The sequence below is a fragment of the Halomonas sp. IOP_6 genome, assembly GCF_021151565.1.
In the GTDB taxonomy this organism is placed as follows: Bacteria; Pseudomonadota; Gammaproteobacteria; order Pseudomonadales; family Halomonadaceae; genus Vreelandella; species Vreelandella alkaliphila.
In genome coordinates this window covers 672,765-697,767 of the sequence record NZ_JAIRBO010000001.1, presented here as the reverse complement: position 1 = coordinate 697,767, position 25,003 = coordinate 672,765, and the positions used below count along the sequence as shown (strand labels likewise).

The following is a 25,003-nucleotide window of genomic DNA, read 5'->3' as shown; positions in this document are numbered from 1 at the left end:
TTGTTACATAATGATACATATCAACAGTACAACCACGTTGAATTTCACCAACGCGCACTTCTTCCTCTATTTTGGTAAGTTGTCGGTTTATAACGCGATTGGGACAGGCTCATTGGACGCAAAGGTAGCAAACGTTAATAAGAAGGTGGTGATTGGTGCGTCAGGCTCCTGCCTGCAAAAGATCGATGTTTAGGGAATCGATGCTGAGTAAGTCAATCCTTAGCTCTTTAAAAGGCCGGCTGCTGCTGGGGCTTTTGTGTGCGCTGTTGATACTGGCTGGGTTAGTATTGGGGATGGCGTGGCAGGTGGGAAAAACCATGGTGCAAGAAGCTAATATGGCCCACATGCGTTATGAAGCCGACCTGATTGCGGATGAAGTTACCCAGCAAATCGATCACCGTTTTCAAGCGCTAGAGCGACTAAGCGATGTCCTTGGTATGTCCAATGACCCTGAATGGCTTGGTTATGAACTGCGCAAGAACGATGCACTATTGGCGTGGTTCGACGCTATCGTTGTTAGCAATAGCAGCGGCAGAATTGTGTCTGATTGGCCAACGGTTGTCGGGCGTGTGGGCCTCGATACAGCGGAGCTTGAATATTTTAGAATGCTCAGAGGCACGCGAAGGCCTTATGTGAGCGAGCCGTTTGTTGGCCGAGCAAGCGACATGCCAATGGTGTTAGTAAGTGTGCCCCGGTTAGACAGCGACGGGCGGTTCGCGGGCATGATTGGCGGGGTCGTCAGTTTAAATAGCAGCGGGTTATTCAAACGCCTAGCAACCATTCGATTAGGTAGTGAAGGCTATGCTGCGGTTTCTACTGCAACTGGCCAAATGTTATATCACCCGAATAGGGCGCTAATTAATAACGATAGCTTCGATGCAACGGCTATCCCGTTGTTGGACTTAGCGCTCGATGGCTGGCAGGGCGATGGCGTTGGTAAGTTGCTTGATGGCCGAGTTGGTCTACAGTCCTATGCACAGGTATGGTCTGCGAACTGGGTGGTAGGGCTTTATCTTCCTCTAAAGCAAGCTCAATTACCGTTATCTGGTTTTATCCATAAGCTATGGTGGATTTGGTGCGCCGCTGCGGTCTTAATGATGCCTGTTTTATGGTGGTTGCTGGCACGTATTTTAATGCCATTAAATCTTCTGGAAACACAAATTGGTGAAGTAGGGCTTGGACGCCGTTCTGGCGTTGATCTTGCGACCAATATGCAAGAGCTAAAACAAGTAGCCAGTACCTTTAATCGTGTTGAGAATGAGCGTCAGCTGCTAGTAGGTCACCTTCAAGAGCGTGAAGCATTTTTGGATTCGGTGCTCAATGCCTCGCCCCAAGGAATGTTTGTGGCTGACTTTGGCGGCAACATCACCTATATGAACCCCGCGCTATTAGATATCTTGGGTATTGAGCCTGATATGCCTATGGAAGCCTGGCTTGAGCAAATCCATATAGATGATCGTTCCGGCGCGAAAGATATGTGGATGCATAGCTTAAAAACCGGCAATGACTACGTGCGTCAACTGCGCTTTATACGCAGTGACAAAGAGATGCTTTGGCTTGAGATTCACGCCCGTGTGGTTATGCTTTCCCAGGGTGGGAACTCGCTTGGCTTGGTGGGTGTGGTAAAAGACATTACCGAACGGCGTGAGCAGGAAGCGCTTCAACGCTGGGAGGCAGAGCATGATCCATTGACTGGCTTGCTCAACCGCCGTGGTTTTGAGCGTCGTCTTGAAGAGGCCTTTGCCGACTTCCGGAAAACCAGTACACCGTCAGCGCTGCTGCTGTTCGACCTTGATCACTTCAAACCCATTAACGATGAAGGTGGACATGCGTTAGGGGACGAAATGCTGCGCCGTATTGCCCAGGTAGTCGCGTGGGAGGTTCGTCGCAGCGACCACGTGGCACGTCAAGGTGGTGACGAATTCGGGGTGTTGCTGCCGAGTTGTACCTTAGGCCAGGCGCAACGCATTGCTGAATCGCTACGCCAAGCGGTGAGCGAAGTGTCGGTTTCCCATGAAGGCAAAGAGTACACCGTGACGTTGAGTATTGGTGTGACCAGCTTTGATGAGAATGACACTAACTACAACGTGGCACTTTCCCGAGCGGATGCCGCCAGTTACGAAGCCAAAGGGCATGGGCGTGACAGTGTGGTGGTCAAACTGCCAAAGGCACTAGACCCAATGTCGTTATTTGAATAACACGTGGTCTTTGGGTTCGCCTTCTATATTGCGTCTCTTATTCATTCCCATTAGTCGACAAACCTTGGTTGACAGTAGAATATAAGCGTCTGCTTATTCGAATGAGAGTGCTTTCGTGAACCTACTTGAGCTATTTTCCCGCACGCTGGATATCACGTTGCCTGTTTTTGCCATGGTGTTCGTCGGTATCGGCTTAAAGCGCCTAAAGTGGATCGACAGGGAATTTGTCTCTACAGCGTCAGCCCTCGTCTTCAAAGCAACGCTTCCCACACTGATTTTTTTGAGTTTAATAAAAGCCGATCTAAGCGTTGCATTAGATGTGCCGTTGCTGCTGTTTTTTGCCGCCGCGACACTCGGCCAGTTCCTGATCAGTTGGCTATGGGCGAGCTATCGGGTGCCTAAAGCCGACCGCGGTATTTATGTTCAGGGCGCGTTCCGTGGTAACTGCGGCATCGTAGGGTTAGCACTGGCGGCGGGAATGTACGGTAACTACGGGCTTTCTGCCGGTAGCCTGCTGCTTGGCGTGGTGATTGTAATGTATAACGCACTTTCGGTAGTGGCGCTGGCAGCCTACCAACCTGGGCAATCGACAAATTGGCGTAGCCTGTTAAAGCATATCGTCACTAATCCACTGATTATTTCTGTGATCGCCGCGCTGCCATTCACAGCGTTTTCGATTCCGCTGCCCAGTTGGCTAATTACTTCCGGCGATTACTTCGCCTCGTTAACGTTACCGCTGGCATTGATCTGTGTCGGCGCCACACTCTCGGTGGCCACCATGCGCAGCGGCAGCCAAATCGCATTAAGCGCCAGTAGCATGAAAATGATTGTGCTGCCGCTGCTCTCCACGCTAGCCGCATGGGCCGTGGGGTTCTCTGGAGAGCAGTTGGGGTTGTTATTTCTATTCTTCGCCAGCCCAACCGCCGCCGCCAGCTTTGTAATGGTAAAAGCAATTAACGGCAATGTAGCGCTGGCCGCCAATATCATCGCCATAACCACCTTAATGGCCAGCGTCACCGTCACCAGCGGTATCTTTGTGCTGCGCCTGCTAGGATGGATTTAACTGCGCGGTTGGCTGACACTCTCCGACACGCTATACTATGCGCCCCATAAGTCCCTGTAGCTCAGTAGGATAGAGCAGCCGCCTCCTAAGCGGCAGGTCGCAGGTTCGACTCCTGCCAGGGACGCCAATAAAATAGTTATGTTTTTCATTCCTTTCTAGAATTCACCTTCTTTGTGTTTCGACCCCACAGACGACACCATAAGAAACGCTTGCTTAAAAGCTCGTATAAGCTGCTTCCATCAGCAGGGCTAATTAAGTACGAGTGCCAGCCAGACGGCCAGCCCTAGCTTATTTTGGGATTGGGCATCATGTGGTTAATCGTTAATAACCGCACTACACTTTGACCCACGTTGGGTTTTTCAATGGGCCTAGTCGCATTAATGGTGTGCTCAGCATCACTTTGGATACCGCATGACTACTCCCAATTGATCCAACCATACGAAGTCCTTTAACTCCACGCGATTGAAGTCTCCTGTTTTGGCCGTTCTTTCTTGCGATTAGCTCTCTGTTTTTAGTAAGCAGATAATCGGTTTTTCCGAGTATCAAACACATCCATGAGGATAGGAGATACGTCCTTGAGCCATCACGAAATTCATAGAACTAATCGCGTCGGGTGGTTGCGTGCGTCTGTGCTTGGTGCCAATGATGGCATCGTTTCTACAGCGAGCCTTATTATTGGCGTGGCAGCAGCTTCAGCGTCACAAGAGAGTATTCTTTTAGCAGGCGTTGCTGGTTTAGTGGCAGGCGCTATGTCCATGGCAGCGGGTGAGTATGTATCCGTAAGCTCCCAGTCAGATACTGAAAATGCAGACGTAGCACTGGAAAGAAAATCGCTGGAAGATGATTTTGAGTTCGAGCAGCAAGAGCTTGCCGACATCTATGAACAAAGAGGTGTAGAGCCTCGGCTGGCACAACAGGTTGCAGAACAATTAATGAAACACGATGCACTTGGTGCGCATGCCCGGGATGAAATTGGCATTTCTGTCGATGGCAACGCACGGCCAATACAGGCTGCTTTGTCGTCAGCAGGGTCTTTTTTAGTAGGTGCGGCGTTGCCGTTAGGGATCGCATGGTTAGCACCTGTGCATCTACTTATTGTGCTTGTCGCACTTTCATCATTAGTTTTTCTGGCGGTTCTGGGTAGCGTGGCTGCTCGTGCAGGCGGTGCCTCCACTATGATTGGCGCTATCAGGGTAACCTTCTGGGGGGCTTTAGCCATGGCATTAACGGCAGGTGTCGGGCGGATTTTCGGCGTCGTTGCATAACGTTAGTTGGATAAGGCTGGTTTTCGTTCAAGGCGGTGCTTCGTGGTTATGGATAAGCAATTGCCAGCCCTAGACTGAACACCGTTGGCTGATGTCCAGCTCGCTCTGGTAGACCATCGTCGATATATCCAGCAGTTCCAGTACGCTGTGAACAGGTTGCCATGCGATGCAGGCGTTTCGGCAATCTGGCTTAAACACTCGATATCAATATTCCCGCGTTGAACAAAATCAGATGATAGCTACAGAGTACCAAAATTAACGGACGCTTAGCGCAAGAGTTTCCTAGTTAAATTTAGCTGCTGTAGGGTGCTTTATTAATTTTTTATTTTGCATCGGCGATATTAAGATCAGCTTCGAATCCATCTTGTTTGCCTTTTGCAGGAGACTGCAGGTGTAAATGTATGTTGGCACCTGTGGCAATGGCATCTGCAATAGCGAGACCGAGACCAGAGCCAGACGCATCGGTTTTTGAGCGAGTAAAGCGGTTACGTAGCAGGTTGAGTTCATCTGCTGGCACGATATTTCCGCTATTGCGTACCCGAAAGTTACCGTCAGCGGATAGGATGACCTCCACAGGATGTTGGTGTGAGCCATGTTTGATCGCATTCTCGATCAGATTTCGAACCAGAATGGCGAAGGCATCAGGGTCGAGAAAAGAGTTCATTTCTCCCGCGGGCAGTGTCAGTGAAATTCTTCCCGGAGTCTGGCTTTCAAAATCCGCCACTATCAGGGCCAGAATGGGCACCAAGTTGTGCGTACGTTGCGCAATAGCGCCACCGCCTTCGGCTTTGGCCAGTTCGAGTAGTTTCTCCGAGAGTGCTGATAGGCTACGCAGTGCGACCTCTACTTCAGTAACATTATCCCTTAGCGCGTCACTATGGAGCAGGGTTTTCAAACGTTGAACCTTGGCAAGCGCCGTTGCCAAAGGGGTGCGTAATTCATGGGCACTATTAGCCGTAAAGCTGCGCTCAGCCTCAAGCGCACGCTGTAATCGTTCCAGCAAGCGGTTGACTGCGGCGGCGATGGGTTCAAATTCTCTAGGTAACTGATCAGCCGCTAAGGGAGTAAGATCTCCCGCCCCTCGGGATTCTATCGATTGCTTGAATTCAACCACTTGCCGCAACGAGCGGCGGACAATCCACCAGACCCCCAACAGGCTAATCGGAATCAACAATATCAGTGGCAGTAGCAATGCCAAGCCTGCTTCCAGGGCGGCTTCGTGTCGGTGGGTTAGCGGCTCGGCTACTTCTATGAAGAGGGTGCCACTAACAGCGGATGCTCCGTATATCCTGTGTGTAGAGGTATTTGAAAATCCTTCCAGAGGAGATGCGTTAAAAGCGCTGAGGTCGGCATCGTGAGATTGTAATAATAGGTTGCCTTGACTATCTCTCACCAAATAAGTGAGGTATTCGTCGTGCTTTTTTAGGGTGGGTGCTATTCGATTTCTCGAATTGTTTTCTCGGTTCAGAATGTCAGTAACGGCCAATGGCAGAATGCGTTGGGCGGTTTCTTCAAGGGCGCTGTCGAAAACTTCATTCATTTCGTGTTGTGCGATAAGTCCAGAGGCCGTCACACCGCACAACCAGAGTAAAGTGACGCCCAGGGTGAGGCCAACGCCGAGGCGTTTTTGTAAACTATTTTTATTGGCCATGTATTTCCAGTCGGTAGCCCATACCTCTCACCGTGACAATAGCATCGTGCCCCAGCTTTTTACGCAAACGGCTGACATAAACTTCGATGGTATTACTTTCTATTTCTGCCCCGAATGCGTAGAGGCGATCCTCAAGCTGTGAGCGTGACAATAAAATGCCGGGTCGCTGGATGAAACCTTCGAAAATCGCCCACTCTCGGGCAGTAAGTTCGACAGGCTGACCGTTGCGATGAATGCGGTGATCGTTCAGATCCACCACCAGGTTCCCAACATGGATGATTGGATTGGGATTGCCCCGGTAACGACGAGCTACCGCTGATACCCGAGCAGAAAGTTCAGAAAGATCAAAGGGCTTTATCAGATAGTCGTCGGCACCGGCGTTAAGTCCTTCTACTCGGTCAGAGACTTGGTCTCTGGCCGTTAGAATAATGACAGGTGCTGAATTTCCAGCGGTCCTGAGCTTGCGTAAAAAAGTCAGGCCATGGCCGTCCGGCAGCATAAGGTCGAGCAGGATAAGGTCGTAGGCAGTGGCCTTAACGCTGGCATCGGCAAAGCCCAGGGTTTGTACCCAGTCTACTGCGTGACCGTCATCGGCGATCTGATCGCGAACCGCTTCGCCAAGGCCGACCGTGTCCTCAACCAGTAGTACCCGCATTATTCACCTCTTATCTCACTTTCATATCTTCTTGTGGAAAAGATATTACCGCAAGTACCTGACATTGGCCTGAACAACACGGCCATGTCTGTTCTTTTGTCTGTCTTGCTTACAGCCTGCATTTCAGCTTTCTGCGGATTATTAGCCGCGTTCAGGTCAGTGTCAGGTAAAGCTCATAACGTACGCGTTGTGACCTCTCGAGGAGATATCAAATGAAGACGAAAACAGTGGTTTTAAGCCTTGCCTTAGCCTTCATGAGCGCATCGCTGCTGGCAGATGATGACTGTAATGATCCGATGACCAACTGGCAGCCCCAGGAAAATTTACGCCAAAAACTGGAAGCTGAAGGCTGGACGGTATACCGCATCAAGGTGGACGACGGTTGTTATGAAGTGAAGGGGGAGGCACCTGGGGGCTTTCGTGCGGAAGCATCGTTTTCTCCCGCATCACTGATGTTGATGGAATTGGAACGAGAGGATGACGACGAAGATAACGATGACGATCGTTACCGCAATAACAGCGAAAAACGTGAAGGTACGCCGGGCAGTAATCCTTCGGCAGTACCTCGTAATGGCATTGTCAGTGGACGCCCCAGCGTAACGGTTGAATGACCGGAAAGATTTTTGCTGACCACCCTTTTATCAGGAGAGCGAAGATGAAACAGATTTTATCAGCCGTTGGCTTGGTCATCGCACTCGCCAGCGCTTTAGCCATGCCTGCTTTTGCTCAGGCGCGTGAAGTAACTTTTACGATTGAGATGAAGAACTACGGTGGCGATGGTGCGTATCTGGCTCTGTACCTTGCTGATGGGGAGGGACAGTATCAAGGGACTCTCTGGGTAGCTGGGGAAAAATCCAAATACTACAGTCACTTGAGTGGCTGGGCGCGTGGGAGTGGGTTGAATGCGGTCGAATATGATGGTCTAACCGGTGCGAGTTTAGCCAGTGGGCGCACTCTGAAAATCAACCTAGATCTAGATGATGCATTGATCGACAGTGGCTACGAGATACGGATTGATACTGCCGTTGAAGATATGCGCGATCATCGTGACGACATCGCCGTGCCGCTAACCAGCGAAAGCGCCGGACAACCGCAGGCAGGGCGTGGTTATATTCAATCGTTTCAATATGACCTTTGACAAGTGTGAGCAGGAGATAGCGCTATGTTACGACGGCTGCATGGACTCCCTGGTCTGCTTGTCGCATTGATTCTTACGGTGCTGACCATTTCGGGAGCAATTCTGGCACTAGCACCTGCGATGGATCGCGCTGCAGTAATGATTCCTGCTGCTGGTGAAGTGAGCGTGGCTGAACTGGCAGGGCGGGTGGTGACCCATTACCCGGGAACCGAGCAGATCGTGCGTGGCGCGTCTGGTGAGGTGATCGTCTATTACTACCGCGATGGCCAGCCTGGAGCAGACCTAGTTAGCCCGTTGACCGGAGAGGGCATTGCACCCTTTGAGCCTTCGGTGTTTTTTATCTGGATGAAGGATCTGCATCGTTCGCTTCTGCTTGATAACGCCGGGCGAATGCTGGCTGGAATCATGGCCGCGGTGATGGTACTGCTGTGTATATCGGGAGTTTTGCTACTGGTTCGGCGTAGCGGTGGCTGGAAGGGACTGTTAAAGCCATTAACCGGTTCCGGTGGCACACGTATTCACGCTGAACTGGCGCGATTTGCCGTTCTTGGGTTGCTGTTGTCGGCATTGACTGGCAGCTATATGTCAGCACAGCGTTTTGGTCTATTGCCCGAACCTATTGAGGCCGAGCCCATCTTTCCGGCTGAGGTCTCGGGCGGGCAGCCAGCACCGGTGGCAAGCCTGAATGCCCTCAAGAATGTTGACCTCAGTGATCTGCACGAATTGGTGTTTCCTTATCAGGGTGACATCCAGGATGTCTATTCTCTAACGACCCGAAAGGGAGCTGGGTTTGTCGATCAGGCGAGTGGCGAGCTGCTGAAGTATCAGCCGCGCTCTAAGGGTAGCGTGTTCCAACAATGGATGGTCAGTCTGCATACCGGTGAGGGGCTGTGGTGGTTGGGCCTAATACTGGGTGCGTCGGCGCTTACCGTACCGGTGCTTTCATTGACTGGGGTGAGCATCTGGTGGCAACGGCGGCGGTCATCAGGGCTGATGCTGGATAACGCCGATGTTGCTCAGGCGGATATCATTATTCTCGTCGGCTCTGAAGGTAACACCACCTGGGGCTTTGCCCGTGAGCTTCAGGCGAGCCTGAAAAAAGCAGGTTTTCAGGTGCATTGCAGCGAGATGAACGCATTGGCTGATCACTATCCACAGGCGTCCATGCTGTTTGTGCTGACGTCGACCTATGGTGACGGCGATGCACCTGGGACAGCACAGCGGTTTATGACCAAGCTTAATGATTTCGAGGATAAGAAAGCGCTGAAATACGCGGTGTTGGGTTTTGGCGACCGCCAGTTCCCGAAATTTTGTCAGTTTGCTGTGGATGTGGATGTCGCGCTGGATAAAAAAGGGCTGGCACGCTTATATTCCCTCGAACGGATTGATCGGTGCAATGCTGCGCAATTCAGTGAATGGGGCGACAGAATCAGCGAGCAGATAGGCGTTCCATTTACGCTTACCTATGAGCCATTGCCACCAGCGACGGTAACGCTGGAATTGGTAGAGCGCGCGGATTATGGGCTGGCTGTTCAGGCGCCGACCAGTATCATGCGTTTCAAAGCGACAGGCGCGAAGCAGGGTCGGTGGTCGACGTTTCTCTCGCGAAAAAGCTCGCTACCGCTATTTGAAGCTGGCGATCTGCTTGGCGTTATACCTCCTAATGGGCAGACCGCTCGGTTCTATTCTTTGGCATCTTCTGATTCAGACGGGCTACTGGAGATATGTGTCCGCAGACAGCCCGGCGGCTTGTGTTCTGGTTATCTTCACGGGCTTAAATCGGGGGACTCTATCAATGGCTTTATTCGTCATAATCCCGAATTTCGACCAGCGATGGGGAGTCATGCGACTATCTTGATTGGGGCGGGGGCTGGGATTGGCCCGCTGGCGGGGTTTATTCGCCGTAATACCGCCCGCAATCCGATGTATCTATATTGGGGTGGGCGCAATGCAGAATCGGATTTTCTCTATCAACCCGAACTGGGTAATTATCTCAACGACCGCCGTTTGACCGGGCTCAGTACGGCATTCTCTCAGTCTGATCAGCGAGTTTACGTTCAGGATAAGCTTAGACAGGATCAGATAGCGGTGCGTCGCATGGTCGATGCTGGCGCTCAGATTCTGGTTTGTGGTGGCAGAGGGATGGCTGCTGGGGTTAAGCAGGCTCTGGAAGATATTCTCAGGCCGTTAGCTATTGACGTTGCAACGCTAAAGTCCCAAGGACGATACCTTGAAGACGTTTATTGAAATGATGAGGCAACTGATACGCCGATATTGATCTCGATCAACTAACGGTGCTGCGCTGATTGAAACTCCTCGTACAAGTGCGGTCGGTGAACTATCTTTTTCAAGCAGATTTGAGCTGGGCAATGCCGCTGACTGCCGAGTTGTTTAGAAGCTCAGAAAGGCTTTGAGTGTGAAGTTGACGAAAGGAGACGCACCATGGCTAAGGATGATAAGTCAACGCCTGTATCGGAAAGTGATCTCGCCTCGCGGTTCCCGACTGCCTATACCATCCTCTTCGGCCTGATCATTGTCGTCGCTGCTTTGACCTGGATTATTCCGGCCGGACAATATGATCGTGTCATGAATGAGGAGGTCGGGCGCGAAGTGGCCGTGCCCGGCACCTATCAAACCGTTGACCCCAATCCCCAGGGCGCGGTCGAGGTTATGCTGGCTCCCACCGCCGGGTTCTACGATCCGGACAGTTACGTGGCCAATGCCATTGATGTGGCGCTGTTCGTTTTGTTCCTGGGGGGCTTTCTGGGGGTAATGAACGCAACCGGCGCCATCGATACCGGTATTCGCAGTGCCATGAGACATTTGCAGGGCCACGAAATCTGGGTAATCCCTATCTTGATGACACTGTTCGCCCTGGGTGGAACGACTTATGGTATGGCGGAGGAAACACTCGCCTTCTACGCCATCCTGATACCGGTGATGCTGGTGGCTGGATACGACACTGTTACTGGTGTTGCCATTATTCTGCTCGGCGCCGGGATCGGTGTACTGGGCTCCACCATCAATCCCTTTGCCACCGTTATCGCGGCTAACGCCGCAGGCATACCGTTTACCGATGGTATCGTGCTGCGTTTTATCCTGCTGATTGGTGGCCTGCTGATCTGCATCGGTTATGTCATGCGCTATGCCCACCGTGTCAAAGCCGACTCCTCACGCTCGGTGGTGGCCAAGCAGTGGGACGCCCACCGTCAACTGTTTCTGCAAGGGCACGATGAAGAGAGCCATAGCGCAAGCCTGACCCGGACTCAGATCATTGCGCTGATTATCTTCGGACTGACTTTTGTCATCATGATTTGGGGCGTCTCCTCCCAGGGCTGGTGGATGGCGCGTATGGGAGCTCTGTTCTTTGGTGCTGCCATTGTGATTGGCCTCATTGCCCGGCTGGGCGAAAAGAAATTGACCGGTAGTTTCGTCGATGGCGCTCGGGATTTACTCGGAGTTGCACTGGTGGTGGGCCTCGCCCGTGGCATCGTGGTGATCATGGAGCAGGGTATGATTGCCGATACCATTCTGCACAGCGCAGAAACCTCGCTGGGTGGTCTGCCGGAGCTGGCGTTTATCAACCTCATGTTCTGGATTGAGGTCGGCATGAGTTTCTTCGTGCCGTCTTCCTCCGGGCTGGCCGTCCTATCCATGCCGATTCTGGCACCGCTGGCGGATTTCGCCAATGTGGGGCGCGATCTGGTAGTGACGGCTTTCCAGGCTGCCAACGGGCTGGTCAATCTAATCAACCCCACCTTTGCGGTGGTGGTTGGCGGACTTGCCATCGGGCGGGTGTCCTACGATCGCTGGCTCGCCTTTATCTGGCCTTTGCTGCTTATTCTGACCGTGTTTATCAGCGTGATTATCAGCATCGGGACACTGTTTTGAACACTGGTTAAAAGGAATTTTGTCATGTCGGAACAAACTCTTGGAGTGCACTCTGAAACCGGAACTCTGCGCCAGGTGATTGTCTGTCGGCCCGGGCTGGCCCATCGGCGGCTAACGCCGTCAAACTGCGACGCCCTGCTGTTTGATGATGTGTTCTGGGTTAAGCAGGCGCAAAAAGATCACGATGTGTTTGCCAATCTGATGCGCAGCAGGGGGACTGAGGTACTGGATGTCAATGAGCTACTGGCACAAACGCTGGAGATTCCCGAAGGACGGGGCTGGATTCTGGATCATCGGATTAACTGGAATCATATCGGCGTTGGCATGGTGTCGGATCTGCGGGCCTGGATGGACGAGCTGCCCGGTGGTGAGTTGGCGAAGTTTCTGATCGGAGGTCTTGAGGTAACGGATCTGCCTTTTGATTCGGCGGGGCTGTTTGGTAACCATCTCGGACCATTCGGATTTGTATTGCCTCCGCTGCCGAATTTCCTGTTTACCCGGGATAACAGTGCCTGGGTTTATGGCGGGGTAACACTGAACCCGATGCACTGGGCTGCCCGCCAGCCAGAAACCCTGCTGATGACCGCTATTTATAAATTTCACCCGAAATTTGCCGGCAAGGTGACGGTGCATTGGGGGGATCCGTTGCAAGACCATGGCCTAGCCACCCTGGAAGGCGGGGATATCATGCCACTAGGTAATCGCACGGTGCTGGTGGGCATGGGTGAGCGATCTTCGCCCCAGGCCATTGGTCAGCTGTCAAAGGCTCTGTTCGATGGCGGCATGGTCGATCGGGTGATTGCCTGCCAACTGCCCAAATCCCGCTCAGCCATGCACCTGGATACGGTATTCACCTTCTGTGGTGGCAACGTAGTGACGGCCTTCAAGGAGGTGGCGGATGCCGTGGTCTGCTATGACCTGAGGCCCGGCGAGGGTGGCAAAACATTGGCCTTTAAGCAGGATCGCCGACATCTGTTTGAGGTGGTGGCTGAGATTCTCGGGTTCCCGGCGCTGGAGGTTGTGCCCACGGGGGGGGATAGCCCGAAAGAGCGCGAGCGCGAACAGTGGAACGACGGTAACAACGTACTGGCACTTAGCCCCGGGGTGGTGGTGGGTTATGACCGCAACGACGATACCAATGCTGCGCTTGAAGCAGCGGGCATAGAAGTTCTGGCCATACCCGGCGCAGAGCTGGGCCGGGGCCGAGGCGGAGGGCGCTGCATGAGTTGCCCAACCATCAGGGATGCTGTCTGACTGCTAAGGAGAAGGTCCATGGCATTTAACCTCAAGAACCGACATTTTTTGACGCTGCGGGATTTTACGCCGCGCGAAATCAGTTTCCTGCTGAAGTTGTCCGCTGATCTTAAAACCGCCAAGTACGCCGGCACGGAGGTGCCAAGGCTGCAGGGCAAGGACATCGCGCTGATCTTCGAGAAGAATTCCACGCGAACCCGGGTCGGGTTCGAGGTGGCCGCCTATGACCAGGGTGCGCGAGTGACTTATCTGGGGCCCACTGGCACCCACATAGGCCACAAAGAATCGGTGAAAGACACCGCGCGGGTGCTTGGACGGGTCTACGATGCCATTGAGTATCGAGGTTTCGGGCAGTCGGTTGTGGAGGAGCTGGCGCAGTACGCTGGCGTGCCGATCTACAACGGTCTGACCAACGAGTTCCATCCGACCCAGATTTTGGCAGATTTACTAACCATGCAGGAGCATGTGGAAAAACCGTTGCGCGAGATAGCCTTTGTGTTTATCGGCGACGCCGCCAACAACATGGGCGATAGCTTGCTGATCGGTGGCGCCAAAATGGGTATGGACGTGCGGCTGTGCGCGCCTCAGGCCTGTTGGCCGAAACAGGTAGTGCAAGACGAGGCAAAGGCGCTGGCGGCGGAAACTGGAGCGCGCATCACCATCACCGATGATATTGACGCCGCCGTTGCCGGTGTCGACTTTGTTTATACCGATGTCTGGGTCTCGATGGGTGAACCACAAGAAAAGTGGGCCGAACGCATCAAGCTGCTGATGCCTTACCAAGTCAATGCGGCCCTGATGGCGAAAACCGGCAATCCTCGGGTGCGATTCATGCACTGTTTGCCAGCTTTCCATAACACCGAAACAGTGGTTGGCAAAGAGATTCAGGAGGCTCATGGCATTGATGCCATGGAGGTGACTGACGAAGTATTTGAAAGTCCGGCCTCCATTGTTTTTGATCAGGCCGAGAACCGGATGCATACCATCAAAGCCGTCCTCGTGGCGACCCTGGGAGACTGATATGTTGGTGGTCGCAGCTTTGGGCGGTAACGCTCTTCTGAAACGCAGCGAGCCGCTGACTGCGGTGGTTCAGCGCAACAATGTGAAAACGGCGGCACTGTCGCTGGCGGATATCGTTCGAGCCGGACACGACCTGGTGATTACCCATGGCAATGGGCCGCAAGTGGGGTTGCTGGCGTTGCAGGGCGCGTCCTACAAGCCGGATGAAGCCTACCCGCTGGATGTTCTGGGCGCGGAAACCGAAGGTATGATCGGCTATATGATCGAACAGGAACTGGAGAATGCACTGGAGCATGACCGGCCCGTCGCGACGCTGTTGACGCAAGTGGTGGTAGACCCGAAAGATCCGGCTTTTGCCAAACCGACCAAGTTTGTCGGGCCTGTCTATGAGCGCGAGGAAGCTGAGCGCCGGGCGGCTGGTGCGGGCTGGAGTATTGCGCCGGACGGTGACAAATGGCGGCGTGTGGTGCCCTCTCCCAAACCCCTCGAAATACCCGATCTGCGCGTGCTGCAGCTATTGCTGGAGCAGGGCGTGGTCGTGATCTGCACCGGCGGTGGCGGAATACCGGTGCTGCGGCAGGAAGACGGCAGCCTGATGGGCGTTGAAGCGGTCATCGATAAGGATGCCGCCAGCGCATTGTTGGCCAGAAAACTGGGGGCGGATGCGTTGCTCCTGTTGACCGATGTGGATGCAGTCTACCGAGACTTTGGCACCGATCAGGCGACACCGGTTTCCGCATTGACGGTGGCTGAGGCGCGAGCATTGGAATTACCTGCTGGCTCCATGGGCCCCAAACTGCGTGCCGCCTGTGAATTTGCTGAAGCAGGGGGGCTCAGCGGCATTGGCCGGCTGCAGGATGCCATTGCCATTCTTGAAGGATCGGCAGGCACGCGGGTGTCTACCGATGCATAGTACGTGATGATGACTCAACATGACGCCCACGACCGGGTCGAACCAGACAATGACACCGGGACTATTGTCGCCATTCGTGGGGGTGTCATCGATGTCAAGTTCGCGAAGCTGGTACCTGCTATCCGGGAGCTCTTGTATGTCGGGAAAACAGCCCTGGAGGTTGCCGGCCTTGAGGATAAGGGTATCGTTCGTTGCATGGCGCTGGGGCCGGTCAGGGGGCTAGGGCTAGGTATGTCGGTTCGGGCCACCGGCGCTCCGATCAGCGTGCCGGTCGGCGACGCTGTCCTGGGCCGCATGCTTAACGTGTTTGGTACGCCTATCGACCGCAAGCCCGCACCAGTGACGGTGGAGCGCCGCGCCATTCACCAAGCACCGCCACGGCTGGAAGATCGTGTCGTTCGCAGTAAAGTACTGGAGACCGGCATCAAGGCCATCGACCTACTGTCTCCCATCGAACGAGGCGGTAAGACTGGCCTGTTCGGTGGTGCTGGTGTGGGCAAGACCGTGCTGATCACCGAACTAATCAACAATACGGTGCAGCAATACAAGGGGGTGAGCCTATTTTGCGGCATCGGCGAACGTTCCCGTGAGGCGGAAGAACTCTACCGTGAAATGGGCGAGGCTGGCGTACTTGATAACACTGTCATGCTATTCGGGCAGATGAACGAGGCGCCAGGTGTGCGGTTTCTGATTGGCAAAACGGCTCTCACTATGGCGGAGTATTTCCGCGATGAGCAGCACCGAGATGTGTTGCTGCTGATCGACAATATTTTTCGCTTTGTCCAGGCGGGCTCTGAAGTATCTGGGCTGCTGGGTCGTATGCCCTCGCGGGTGGGCTATCAGCCGACCTTGGCGACCGAGCTGGCGGAGCTGGAAGAAAGAATCACCTCCACTCGCAGCGCAGCGATCACCTCGATCCAGGCCGTTTATGTGCCCGCCGACGATTTCACCGACCCAGCCGCTGCCCATATCTTCTCTCATCTTTCGGGCTCGGTCGTGTTGTCCCGTAAACGCGCCAGTGAAGGCTTGTATCCGGCCATTGATCCCCTGGCCTCGTCCTCAGTAATGCTCACGCCGTCGGTGGTGGGGCAGCGTCATTATGACATCGCTCGGGGCGTGCGCCGAACCCTGGCCGAATATGAGGAACTGCGCGATATCATCGCCATGCTGGGCATTGAAGAACTGTCAGCCGCTGACCGGGCAACCGTTGCCCGCGCTCGCCGGCTGGAGCGGTTCCTGACCCAACCCTTCTTCACCACGGCGGCCTTTACCGGTACCGAGGGACGACGCGTGACCACCGTTGAGACCCTAGAGGGTTGTGAAACCATCCTGAACCAGACCCATTTTGAGCGTAACGAAAGCGACTATTACATGATCGGCGCACTCTCCGATCTGGAGACGGTGGTATGAGCCAGTCAACCATGATGCAGGTGACCTTGAGACTGCCAGCCATGACCCTGCATCAGGGCCCGGCAAGTCGGCTGTTTGCCGTGGCGGAAAACGGTGCTTTCGGGATGCTGCCAAACCATATCGATTTCGTCACCGCCCTGGTGCCTTCGGTGTTAATCCTGACTCTAGCCGATGGTGAGGAGCAGATATTTGGCATCGACGAGGGGATACTGGTGAAAAAGGGCCATCAGGTCGAGATTGCTATCCGGCGAGGTGTCCAGGGAACGGATTTGGCCTCGCTGAAGGAAACCGTGCAAAGAAACTTTATTGAGGTAGATGAAGATGAGCGCGTGGCACGTTCCGCCCTGGCGCGTTTAGAGGCGGGCATGGTGCGGCGGTTTGCCGATCTGCAGCGACCCAAAACGCCATGACCAAGCCGCGAAAATCTCCGGTGGATGACATCGGCCGTCGTGCGAGACGTCTGAGAAAGGCACGGGAGGAGCCCGGTACGAGTCCCCTGCGGGGCCTGGGTGTATTCGGCATGATCGGCTGGTCGATCGCGGTACCCACCGTGGCAGGCGCCTTTTTTGGCCTGTGGCTTGATCGCAACATGCCGCAGGATTTTCAGTGGACCATTGCCTTGATTCTGGGTGGCGTAGCCCTCGGCGGCTTCATTGCCTGGGCCTGGGTCAGCAAGGAAAGCGGGAGTGACCGTAATGATGATTGATTGGCATGCTGTGATCATCGGCTTTGGCACCGGTGTTACCGTCAGTATCCTGTATTTCTTGGGCTTGGCACTGAGTGTCCGTCTGGCGCTGCGCCTGACACGCCCCGTCTCTTTCCTGCTGCCTAGTGCCGCGCTACGGATCGGCCTGCTGCTGTTGGCAGGCTGGCTGGTGACCGATGGGGGAACTCTGGGTTGGGCGTTCGCTGGTTATGTGTTGGCCTTCTTCATCGTACGTTTCACCGCCACCCTAATGGCCCGGTTACCCCGGGTGAAGGAGGCCAAATGCAACTGACACCCGACGAAACGACGGTCTTCACTCTCTGGGGCCTCGGTATTAATGAAACCATCGTCAACACTTGGATTCTCATGGCCTTGCTGACCGGCGCTTCGATCCTCGTGACCCGGAGACTACGGCCGGATGTACCGCCAAATCGCTGGCGAACCACCCTGGAAGTGATCGTCACCGGGATACAGAGGCAGATCGAGGAAATCTCGCCGCAGTCGTCTCGCCATGTCTTGTACTTTTCAGGCACGCTGTTTCTGTTCATTGCATTATCAAATTTACTACTCGTAGTGCCTGGCTTCACGCCGCCTACGGCTTCGCTCTCCACTACCGCCGCCCTGGCCTTGGCGGTGTTGATTGCCGTCCCGCTGTTTGGCATCACCCAACAGGGCATTCGCGGTTACCTGAGAACCTACATCCAACCATCGGTCATCATGCTGCCCTTCAACATCATCAGTGAGTTCTCTCGGGGCATTTCGCTGGCCATCCGCCTCTACGGCAACGTGATGAGCGGCGCGGTCATCGCCGGCATACTGCTCGGCGTGGCGCCGTTCTTCTTTCCCGTAGTGATGGACGTGCTGGGCCTGCTGACCGGTCTGATCCAGGCTTACATCTTCGCCATCCTAGCGACCGTCTATATCTCGTCGGCAACGGCCATTGTCAAGAAACCAGAAAACAAGGAGGAAGATCAATGACAGATGCAGCCTTTATTGCGGCCATTTCTATCTTCACTGCGGGATTGACAGTGTCGTTCGGCGCCCTTGGCCCGGCGCTGGGTGAAGGCCGCGCCGCAGCGGCCGCTCTTAACGCCATCGCTCAGCAGCCGGACTCGGCCTCCATGCTGTCGCGAACCCTGTTCGTGAGCCTAGCAATGATCGAATCTACCGCGATCTACTGTTTTGTGGTGGCGATGATCGTGCTGTTCGCCAACCCGTTCCTGGATCAGTTTATGCAAGCCACCCAAACGACAGCAGGCTAGGCCATGTCGATTGACTGGGTTACGGTTCTCGCTCAGATCGCCAATTTTCTGGTGCTGGTCTGGCTGCTCAAGCGTTTTCTTTACAAGCCTATTTTGAATGGCATCGATTCCCGCGAGGCCGAGATCGCGGAGCAGATGGGGGAGGCGGCACGCGCCCAGCAGAAGGCGGAAGCTGCTGAGGTGGATTTCGTAACACAGAAACAGCAGCTACTGGCCGATCAAACCGCTCTGGAGGCACAGGTTCGCCAGGAAGCTGAACAAAAGCGGAATGCCCTGTTGGTTGAGGCCCGGGAGACACTGGAGCAGGAACGGCTGGATTTGCAGGCGCACCTGGCGCGTGAGCAGGAACGCTTCACGACGGAGTTGTACAAAGCGAGTGCCGAAACGCTTTACCAACTGGCTAGCCGGGCGCTGCACGACTTGGCCGACGAACGTCTGGAGGCGCGCATTGCCCTACACGTCATCAGCCAGCTGGCGCCGCCGCTGTCGGAAGAGTTAGCCGCCGCGGCTAGCAATGCCGAAGGCGCAGTTGTCACCACTCATGCCCCGCTGCCGGAGGACGCACGGCAAGAGGTGGAAGCCGCTCTCCAGGGGTTAGTGCCCCGACTTCCCTTACGCTTTGCCACAGATGACAGTCAGTCCCCCGGGATGGTCCTGCGAATCGGCAGCATCCAGCTCGACTGGACGGTGGACAGCTATACCGACGAGCTGGTGGGTCTGCTGGAAGAGCGCCTAGCAAGTGGCGAGTCGGGCAGGGTGCACAATTATGGCGGATGAATCGCGGCTGCCTGGCGTACAGGGGTTTATCGACCTTCTGCTGGCCAGCTCGGCACCCTCGCCGGTACTGGACGAAGTAGGCACGGTGGCTGCAGTGGGGGATGGCATTGCGGTGGTAGCCGGGTTGGGGCGTGCCTTGGCGGATGAGCTGCTGGTGTTTGCCTCTGGGGTTCGCGGCGTGGTGCTGGATCTTGAGCCGGATCGGTTAGGGGTCGTTTTGCTAGGCCCTTCCGAGCAGGTGAGGGCCGGAGAGGATGTCTGGCGTACCCGCAAGGTAATCAGTGTGCCGGTGGGGCCGGGACTAATGGGACGTGTTGTCGATGCCACGGGCCAGCCCCTGGATGGCAAGGGCAAAGTGACCGCAGTGGCCGAACGACCAGTGGAAGCCCGGGCACCCGATATTCTCAGCCGTGCTGCTGTTAGCCGCCCCCTGGCGACCGGTCTCAAGGCGATCGATGCTGCGGTGCCTGTTGGTCTAGGGCAGCGAGAATTGATCATCGGTGATCGGCAGACAGGCAAGACGTCTATTGCCGTGGATACCATCCTTAATCAGGCCCGTTCAGAGGTCCTGAGTATCTATTGCGCCATCGGCCAGCGCGGGGATGCGGTTGCCAGAGTCATCGAAACGTTGAGGGAAAGCGGACAGATGGCGAAGACGATCGTGGTAGTTGCCGGTGATGAGAGCGCGCCAGGCCTTGCCTACATCGCCCCCTATGCGGCGATGACGATGGCGGAGTACTTCGCCGATCAAGCCCAGGATGTATTGGTCGTCTTCGATGACCTCACGCACCATGCACGGTCCTACCGTGAACTCTCGCTGCTGCTGCGGCGCCCGCCGGGACGCGAGGCATTTCCGGGGGACATCTTCTATGTGCATGCCCGGCTGCTCGAACGCGCCGGACAGTTCACCCCGGAGGCCGGAGGAGGTTCCATTACCGCCTTGCCCGTGGTGGAAACCCAGGCGGAAAATCTGTCGGCCTATATCCCGACCAACCTCATCTCGATCACCGACGGACAGATCTATCTGTCACCGCGGCTGGTGCGCAAAAACCAGTTCCCGGCAGTCGATCTCGGGGTGTCAGTTTCGCGGGTAGGCGGCAAGGCGCAGCACCGTGCGTTTCGGGAAGTTGCCGGTAACTTACGCGTCACCCTCTCCCAGTTCGAGGAGTTGGAAGACTTTGCCCGCTTTGGCACCCGGCTGGATGACGCCACCCGGGCGCGTCTGGTCCGAGGTACTGCGGTTCGGGCGGCTTTGCGTCAGCCTGAGCGGGACCCGATACCGGCGGTGGAGCAGCTAATGGTGTTGCTAGCGGCGATGGACGGCATGTTCGACGGGCTGTCGGAAGCCGAGGTGGTAGCTGCTATGGAAAGCGTCAGGGCGTCGGTGGGGGACACCTTGACAAGGATCGCAACGCGAATCGCCGATAACCTGCCTCTGGATGAGGATGACCGCGCTTCTCTGTTGAAGGTGGCACGTGCCGCCCTGAGTGTACCGGAGCACGGCCGTGACGCAGACACTTGAAGCCCTGACCCGCCGTGATGAGACGCTCACCAGCATTCGCGGGATCGTTCACACCATGAAGACCATCTCCGCCATCAATGCCATGCCCTATGAGCGTGCCGCCAGATCTATCGAGGCCTATCATCGGACGGTGCGAAGTGGGCTCAGAGCCTTTGTCGCCAGAACCGGCTCCATCGCCTTGCCACAAGCGGAACCTGTCGACACCATCGTGGTGGTGTTCGGTTCCGACCATGGTCTGTGCGGTAACTACAACGAGGTACTTGCCGAAAAGGTTCAGACCGAAATCGCGCCGCTAAAAGCAGCAACCTTGGGTGTTCGGATATTGTGTGTTGGCGCCCAGATGAATGATGCCCTGGCGGGGCAGGGGCTCAGTCCCGAAAGTGTTTTTTTGCCACCGGCCTCGGCGGATGGCATCGGACGCCTGGCGAGCAGCATCGTAACCCGGCTGGATGACATCGGGCACGGCGAGCCTCACAACCGGAAAGTCACGCTGGCCTTTACCCAGCGAGCCGGTCGCGGGCAGCACGAGCCGGTGCTGGTGCCGCTGTTACCCCTGGGGCAGGCGTTCCTGGCGGGGCTCGCCGACCGACCCTGGGAATCCCGCTCCCTGCCCGACTATTCAATGCCGCCACCCGAGCTGTTTGCCGCCTTGTTGCGCAGTCATATCTTCGCCAGTGTCTTTCGCGCCTCGGCGGAGGCCATGGTCACCGAAAATGCCGCACGGCTTGCCCTGATGCAGCAGGCAGAACAATCAGTAGACGACCGGCTGGACGAGGTCAAAGGGCAACTGAGGTCGGTTCGTCAGGATGACATCACCACTGAGCTGCTGGATGTCATCATTGGCTTCGAGGCGTTGCGCAGCAAGACGCGCTGAACCCAAGGCCATGAGTGCGGAGACCGATGCTACTGATGGTCAAGAAGGCTGTCACTGACGCATAAAGCCCCACACCCTTTACCCGCAAGGAAAAGAACTGATGGCTCACCATCACGATCATGCTCCCCGCAGTTTCGGCCGGGCGTTTACCATCGGGGTAACACTGAACCTGGCATTTGTGATAATCGAAGCTTTTTATGGCTGGAAAACTGGCTCCCTGGCCTTGCTGGCCGATGCGGCTCATAACCTGAGTGATGTAGGAGGGCTGCTGCTGGCCTGGGCTGCCTTTGGTGCGGCGCAATTGCAGCCTAATATGCGCCACAGCTATGGTTGGCGCAAAGGCTCCATCCTGGCCAGCTTTGTGAATGCGGTGGTCCTGCTGGTCGCTATGGGTTACTTAGCTTGGGAGGCCATTGATCGCTTGCAAATGCCGTCGCCAGTGGCCGCGGGTACCGTTATGGTGGTAGCCGGTATTGGGGTGGTGATCAATTCGGTGACCGCCTGGTTATTTCTGGCTGGCAGCAAAGGCGATCTGAATATACGAGGGGCCTTTCTGCATATGGCAGCCGATGCCCTGGTGTCCCTGGGTGTGGTGGTCGCTGGTGCTGCTTATCTTTGGCAGGGCTGGAGCTGGATTGATCCAGTCATGAGTCTGGTCATTGCACTGGTGGTGGTCGTCGGCACCTGGTCGCTGTTCCGCCGATCGCTGCATCTGCTCTTTGATGGTGTTCCCGAGGAAATTGATTTGGAGAAAGTACAAACGGAACTGCTGGAATTACCCGGCGTGGTATCCGTTCACGATCTCCACGTGTGGGCTATGAGCACAAGTGACAACGCCATCACCGCTCACTTGGTCATGGCAGACGGTGGAGTTAGCCATGACCAGCTGCTGGCGCTGGCGACAGATATGTTGCACGAACGTTTTGAAATCCGTCACACAGTGCTGCAACTGGAGGGCGAGGCCTATGCCGCAAATTGTCCCACCGCTTGCGGCTGTTAAGGGCGCCGCTAAGTCCCAAATCAGTTTAACGGTTTTGGCAAGAAGTGGTGGCAATGAAGCCGTGGCCGCGATGGCCTATCGACTGAATGAAACCATCTGCCAGTGATTCAAGTACACAGTTACCGACGCCCCCAGCCTCGATGACCTCGATAACGCCTAAGAATGACCTAGCTAGTGTATGACCAACGCCTCGCCTTTGTGCGGGGCGTTCGCATGCTAGGGCTAGGAATCCAAGCTCTGGCTGACGCCCACCCGTTCAAGCGGGAGAGACGCATGTGCTAATTTATAGCTATTATTGTTTTGGAGAAAAACAGCAATGGAAGTCACTATCGGTAATGATTCTGAGTTGATCAGGCTGGCTCAAGGTATTCGTTATCAGGTGTTTACACGTGAACAGCAGATTCCTGCAGAGCTGGAACTGGATGGACTGGATGAGAAATCATTCCACGCGCTGGTAACGGACAACGGTGAACCCATTGCAACGGCCCGGCTAACGGTGAAAGAAGACGGCTCTTCTACCATGGCCAGGATAGCGGTCAGTGAGGTATGTCGAGGAATGGGCGTCGCTTCAAAAGTTGTTCAGGCAATGATGCAATATGCCCAGGAGTTAGGTGTCACTTCCATTGAGATCCATGCCCACACTTACCTTAGAGATTACTACGAAAGGTTTGGATTTGAGTTCATCAAGGAAGTAGAAGTCGTTGGCGAACATCAACTGATTGAAATGCGGTATCAGACAGCGCATTCATAACCAAACATTCTCAAGGTCGCTCTATCGGCAGTTTTGACAGTCATAGGCGTTCGCCCTAACCGCGACCTACGGCGCGCTATCGCTTCGCAGCTCAGAAGATAAGATCCGTGGCCGCGAGTACACTGCGCTAAGCAAGGACGCTGCATCGGCGAAAGAAGCTGGTATGTGGCCAACTAATCGCCCCACACCGACCGCGACCCACGCCGCGCACTCGACACCCCGCCCCGCCCGTGCGCTAAATGTAGTGGTTTTTATGCACCCCTGTGCTCGCCGCCAAGCCGCGCCACTGCTGGGCTGGCTGGTGAAAAATGGGTGCATGAAAATCATGCGTTTTCATGCGGAGTTATGCACTTTCAACAGGCAAGAGGCAGAGAAATATTCTAAAGCCAGGCCACCGGCTGGCCGATAGTTTAGAAAGACATTCCTGATAAGACCCTGTAGAGCCGAAGCCTTCCGGCGCAGGATGGCCTAAAGTCGCAGCAGTACGGGTTGCACAGGCGTAAAGGAATAGGCAATACTGCTAAAAATAATTAAAGTTAAAATTGGGGTTTATGAGTATCAATTTACTTGCGGCCGGGGGGTGAAAATCACTAGCAATAGTAAGTGGTGCCGATGTCATCGTTTGATTACAGAAGCTAGTAGTTTTCTGTTCAGTGACCTGTCCACCCCAACTAGCAGCTGACATGCCAGGAAATGCAGTAGGCGCGCGAATTTTGGATATATATCCTAATTAAAATTAATATATTTAAAAATCATGGACTTAGAATAACCTAGCAGGCTGCATTTACCGGGAAAAAGTGCCAGCACGTTCATTCAATCATAGAGCGCGCCGTCTAATACGCTGTTACGTGTCCCATTAGATTAGAGCATGGAGTCTTGATTTGAAGTTTTCAGAAGATTTGCTGCGTGCCATCGCAAACTGGCAAAAAGGATGGAGGGAAGATCAATCAAGGCGGATTGAGCTATCTGAAAAGTTGTTGGAGTCCGCAAAGGGACTGGATCCGGCGTTTAAAAAAGTGCCTTCTATCTGCTACAGAAAACGCTTCCTGCATGAAGGGGAGCTCGTTGACATAATCCTCAAGGACGAAAAGAAGGAGGGTGTCGTTAGCTGGACCATAGACAAAGAGTTTGCTGAGCGATTCAAAGATCTTCAAAAAGAAGGGGCAGTCTCAGGGGCTATATTTGAACATCAGCCGCCAGATGAAGAGGTAGTTATTAATATCTGTGCGTTGTGGCAAAGTCAGGAATTTATAGAGGCGGCAAATAAATTTAAAGAGAATTATCCAGAAGATGCTAAGTCTTTATTTCACTTTAAAGATTCACAAGGTGAGGTTGTACTAACTTCGCCTCTTAAAGCATCGGAGATTATTGCCCTAACTGGTGCCTCTAGCCCATTTGATGATCTATGTGATCAAGCTGGGATACTGGAAAGCCAGAGAGATGACCTATTTAGAAAGCTGGTTCATGAAGGTCAACCACCTGGAGAGCTTAGATACACCTCTAGGGAAAGTGCTCAAAGAATTATTGATAATACAGTTCGTAAGATCTACGAGAAGGTCCAAGCTTATAAGGCCAATAATGCGGCTGCAAAAAACACGTAACAAGGCGCTGCTGTCGGACAAATTTTCGGCGTAGCTCCAAATTTGCCGCAGA

General features: G+C 54.6%; 24 protein-coding genes and 1 tRNA gene. 23 read left to right on the top strand and 2 right to left on the bottom strand.

The features are described 5' to 3' along the window. The first annotated feature begins 200 nt into the window (after window positions 1-200). The 4 genes from K7H08_RS03295 (at window position 201) to K7H08_RS03280 (ending at window position 4,526) form a co-directional block, all read left to right on the top strand. Window positions 201-2,198: a sensor domain-containing diguanylate cyclase gene (locus tag K7H08_RS03295; RefSeq protein WP_038485839.1), complete on the top strand. Its 1,998-nt coding sequence runs from the start codon at window positions 201-203 to the stop codon at window positions 2,196-2,198. A gap of 115 nt (window positions 2,199-2,313) precedes the next feature. Next, window positions 2,314-3,261 carry an AEC family transporter gene (locus K7H08_RS03290; protein ID WP_038485835.1) on the top strand — a complete coding sequence of 316 codons (948 nt, stop codon included), beginning with the start codon at window positions 2,314-2,316 and terminating at the stop codon, window positions 3,259-3,261. Between the two features lie 50 nt (window positions 3,262-3,311). Then, window positions 3,312-3,388 (top strand) — tRNA-Arg (locus tag K7H08_RS03285). A 448-nt stretch (window positions 3,389-3,836) separates the two neighbouring features. Continuing rightward, complete coding sequence (locus K7H08_RS03280) at window positions 3,837-4,526, top strand: VIT1/CCC1 transporter family protein (protein WP_231657175.1); 690 nt, start codon at window positions 3,837-3,839, stop codon at window positions 4,524-4,526. Window positions 4,527-4,848: 322 nt separating this feature from the next. Here the strand turns inward: K7H08_RS03280 and K7H08_RS03275 are convergent, their stop codons facing one another. Next, a complete protein-coding gene (locus K7H08_RS03275) occupies window positions 4,849-6,177 on the bottom strand; it encodes a sensor histidine kinase (protein ID WP_231657174.1) in 1,329 nt (442 codons plus the stop codon). Next, on the bottom strand, window positions 6,167-6,832 hold the full coding sequence (locus K7H08_RS03270) for a response regulator (RefSeq protein WP_089037517.1): 666 nt from the start codon (window positions 6,830-6,832) through the stop codon (window positions 6,167-6,169). Before K7H08_RS03270 ends, K7H08_RS03275 begins: the two co-directional genes overlap by 11 nt. 212 nt (window positions 6,833-7,044) lie before the next feature. Here K7H08_RS03270 and K7H08_RS03265 point away from each other — a divergent pair, with 212 nt between their 5' ends. The 19 genes from K7H08_RS03265 (at window position 7,045) to K7H08_RS03175 (ending at window position 24,951) form a co-directional block, all read left to right on the top strand. Then, window positions 7,045-7,443 carry a PepSY domain-containing protein gene (locus tag K7H08_RS03265; protein ID WP_198349199.1) on the top strand — a complete coding sequence of 133 codons (399 nt, stop codon included), beginning with the start codon at window positions 7,045-7,047 and terminating at the stop codon, window positions 7,441-7,443. A 44-nt stretch (window positions 7,444-7,487) separates the two neighbouring features. Next, entirely contained in the window at window positions 7,488-7,970 is a 483-nt protein-coding gene (locus K7H08_RS03260; protein WP_231657173.1) for a DUF2271 domain-containing protein, read from the top strand. Window positions 7,971-7,994: 24 nt separating this feature from the next. Next, window positions 7,995-10,217 carry a PepSY domain-containing protein gene (locus tag K7H08_RS03255; protein ID WP_231657172.1) on the top strand — a complete coding sequence of 741 codons (2,223 nt, stop codon included), beginning with the start codon at window positions 7,995-7,997 and terminating at the stop codon, window positions 10,215-10,217. 195 nt (window positions 10,218-10,412) lie between these two features. Next, window positions 10,413-11,861 (top strand): YfcC family protein, encoded by a 1,449-nt coding sequence (locus K7H08_RS03250; RefSeq protein ID WP_198349195.1) that lies wholly within the window; start codon window positions 10,413-10,415, stop codon window positions 11,859-11,861. Window positions 11,862-11,885: 24 nt separating this feature from the next. Then, window positions 11,886-13,115, top strand: coding sequence for an arginine deiminase (locus tag K7H08_RS03245; RefSeq protein WP_231657171.1), 1,230 nt, complete (start codon window positions 11,886-11,888; stop codon window positions 13,113-13,115). Between the two features lie 18 nt (window positions 13,116-13,133). Next, window positions 13,134-14,135, top strand: a complete 1,002-nt coding sequence (locus K7H08_RS03240; protein ID WP_125749499.1) for an ornithine carbamoyltransferase — start codon at window positions 13,134-13,136, stop codon at window positions 14,133-14,135. After that, window positions 14,071-15,048 (top strand): carbamate kinase, encoded by a 978-nt coding sequence (gene arcC, locus K7H08_RS03235; RefSeq protein WP_442908333.1) that lies wholly within the window; start codon window positions 14,071-14,073, stop codon window positions 15,046-15,048. Before K7H08_RS03240 ends, arcC begins: the two co-directional genes overlap by 65 nt. Before the next feature lie 9 nt (window positions 15,049-15,057). Then, window positions 15,058-16,458, top strand: coding sequence for a F0F1 ATP synthase subunit beta (gene atpD, locus K7H08_RS03230; protein WP_231657230.1), 1,401 nt, complete (start codon window positions 15,058-15,060; stop codon window positions 16,456-16,458). Next, window positions 16,455-16,868 (top strand): F0F1 ATP synthase subunit epsilon, encoded by a 414-nt coding sequence (locus K7H08_RS03225; RefSeq protein WP_089037525.1) that lies wholly within the window; start codon window positions 16,455-16,457, stop codon window positions 16,866-16,868. The genes atpD and K7H08_RS03225 overlap by 4 nt, the downstream gene beginning before the upstream one ends. Further along, window positions 16,865-17,164 (top strand): AtpZ/AtpI family protein, encoded by a 300-nt coding sequence (locus tag K7H08_RS03220; protein WP_089037526.1) that lies wholly within the window; start codon window positions 16,865-16,867, stop codon window positions 17,162-17,164. Before K7H08_RS03225 ends, K7H08_RS03220 begins: the two co-directional genes overlap by 4 nt. Next, the gene (locus K7H08_RS03215) at window positions 17,145-17,456 is read left to right on the top strand and encodes a hypothetical protein (protein ID WP_231657170.1); all 312 of its coding nucleotides are present in this window, start codon (window positions 17,145-17,147) and stop codon (window positions 17,454-17,456) included. Before K7H08_RS03220 ends, K7H08_RS03215 begins: the two co-directional genes overlap by 20 nt. Then, the gene (locus K7H08_RS03210) at window positions 17,447-18,142 is read left to right on the top strand and encodes a F0F1 ATP synthase subunit A (RefSeq protein ID WP_231657169.1); all 696 of its coding nucleotides are present in this window, start codon (window positions 17,447-17,449) and stop codon (window positions 18,140-18,142) included. Before K7H08_RS03215 ends, K7H08_RS03210 begins: the two co-directional genes overlap by 10 nt. Then, the gene (locus tag K7H08_RS03205; RefSeq protein ID WP_089037529.1) at window positions 18,139-18,426 is read left to right on the top strand and encodes a F0F1 ATP synthase subunit C; all 288 of its coding nucleotides are present in this window, start codon (window positions 18,139-18,141) and stop codon (window positions 18,424-18,426) included. The genes K7H08_RS03210 and K7H08_RS03205 overlap by 4 nt, the downstream gene beginning before the upstream one ends. A gap of 3 nt (window positions 18,427-18,429) precedes the next feature. Beyond that, the gene (locus K7H08_RS03200; protein WP_231657168.1) at window positions 18,430-19,203 is read left to right on the top strand and encodes a F0F1 ATP synthase subunit delta; all 774 of its coding nucleotides are present in this window, start codon (window positions 18,430-18,432) and stop codon (window positions 19,201-19,203) included. Beyond that, window positions 19,193-20,725, top strand: a complete 1,533-nt coding sequence (locus K7H08_RS03195) for a F0F1 ATP synthase subunit alpha (protein ID WP_231657167.1) — start codon at window positions 19,193-19,195, stop codon at window positions 20,723-20,725. Before K7H08_RS03200 ends, K7H08_RS03195 begins: the two co-directional genes overlap by 11 nt. Next, entirely contained in the window at window positions 20,709-21,599 is an 891-nt protein-coding gene (locus tag K7H08_RS03190; RefSeq protein WP_231657166.1) for a F0F1 ATP synthase subunit gamma, read from the top strand. Before K7H08_RS03195 ends, K7H08_RS03190 begins: the two co-directional genes overlap by 17 nt. A gap of 100 nt (window positions 21,600-21,699) precedes the next feature. Next, on the top strand, window positions 21,700-22,599 hold the full coding sequence (locus K7H08_RS03185; RefSeq protein WP_231657165.1) for a cation diffusion facilitator family transporter: 900 nt from the start codon (window positions 21,700-21,702) through the stop codon (window positions 22,597-22,599). Window positions 22,600-22,915: 316 nt separating this feature from the next. Further along, window positions 22,916-23,350: a GNAT family N-acetyltransferase gene (locus K7H08_RS03180; RefSeq protein ID WP_231657164.1), complete on the top strand. Its 435-nt coding sequence runs from the start codon at window positions 22,916-22,918 to the stop codon at window positions 23,348-23,350. A gap of 881 nt (window positions 23,351-24,231) precedes the next feature. Continuing rightward, window positions 24,232-24,951: a hypothetical protein gene (locus tag K7H08_RS03175; RefSeq protein ID WP_231657163.1), complete on the top strand. Its 720-nt coding sequence runs from the start codon at window positions 24,232-24,234 to the stop codon at window positions 24,949-24,951. The last annotated feature ends 52 nt before the right edge of the window (window positions 24,952-25,003 follow it).

What these genes read in the sequence shown, in the direction of transcription:
- K7H08_RS03270 (WP_089037517.1), bottom strand. Translation starts at nt 6,832, where the DNA reads ATGCGGGTACTACTGGTTGAGGACACGGTCGGCCTTGGCGAAGCGGTT.
- K7H08_RS03260 (WP_231657173.1), top strand. Translation starts at nt 7,488, where the DNA reads ATGAAACAGATTTTATCAGCCGTTGGCTTGGTCATCGCACTCGCCAGC.
- K7H08_RS03180 (WP_231657164.1), top strand. Translation starts at nt 22,916, where the DNA reads ATGGAAGTCACTATCGGTAATGATTCTGAGTTGATCAGGCTGGCTCAA.
- K7H08_RS03195 (WP_231657167.1), top strand. Translation starts at nt 19,193, where the DNA reads ATGGCGGATGAATCGCGGCTGCCTGGCGTACAGGGGTTTATCGACCTT.
- K7H08_RS03255 (WP_231657172.1), top strand. Translation starts at nt 7,995, where the DNA reads ATGTTACGACGGCTGCATGGACTCCCTGGTCTGCTTGTCGCATTGATT.
- K7H08_RS03220 (WP_089037526.1), top strand. Translation starts at nt 16,865, where the DNA reads ATGACCAAGCCGCGAAAATCTCCGGTGGATGACATCGGCCGTCGTGCG.
- K7H08_RS03210 (WP_231657169.1), top strand. Translation starts at nt 17,447, where the DNA reads ATGCAACTGACACCCGACGAAACGACGGTCTTCACTCTCTGGGGCCTC.
- K7H08_RS03240 (WP_125749499.1), top strand. Translation starts at nt 13,134, where the DNA reads ATGGCATTTAACCTCAAGAACCGACATTTTTTGACGCTGCGGGATTTT.
- K7H08_RS03225 (WP_089037525.1), top strand. Translation starts at nt 16,455, where the DNA reads ATGAGCCAGTCAACCATGATGCAGGTGACCTTGAGACTGCCAGCCATG.
- K7H08_RS03275 (WP_231657174.1), bottom strand. Translation starts at nt 6,177, where the DNA reads ATGGCCAATAAAAATAGTTTACAAAAACGCCTCGGCGTTGGCCTCACC.
- K7H08_RS03185 (WP_231657165.1), top strand. Translation starts at nt 21,700, where the DNA reads ATGGCTCACCATCACGATCATGCTCCCCGCAGTTTCGGCCGGGCGTTT.
- K7H08_RS03205 (WP_089037529.1), top strand. Translation starts at nt 18,139, where the DNA reads ATGACAGATGCAGCCTTTATTGCGGCCATTTCTATCTTCACTGCGGGA.
- atpD (WP_231657230.1), top strand. Translation starts at nt 15,058, where the DNA reads ATGACTCAACATGACGCCCACGACCGGGTCGAACCAGACAATGACACC.
- K7H08_RS03295 (WP_038485839.1), top strand. Translation starts at nt 201, where the DNA reads ATGCTGAGTAAGTCAATCCTTAGCTCTTTAAAAGGCCGGCTGCTGCTG.
- K7H08_RS03245 (WP_231657171.1), top strand. Translation starts at nt 11,886, where the DNA reads ATGTCGGAACAAACTCTTGGAGTGCACTCTGAAACCGGAACTCTGCGC.
- K7H08_RS03250 (WP_198349195.1), top strand. Translation starts at nt 10,413, where the DNA reads ATGGCTAAGGATGATAAGTCAACGCCTGTATCGGAAAGTGATCTCGCC.
- K7H08_RS03265 (WP_198349199.1), top strand. Translation starts at nt 7,045, where the DNA reads ATGAAGACGAAAACAGTGGTTTTAAGCCTTGCCTTAGCCTTCATGAGC.
- K7H08_RS03200 (WP_231657168.1), top strand. Translation starts at nt 18,430, where the DNA reads ATGTCGATTGACTGGGTTACGGTTCTCGCTCAGATCGCCAATTTTCTG.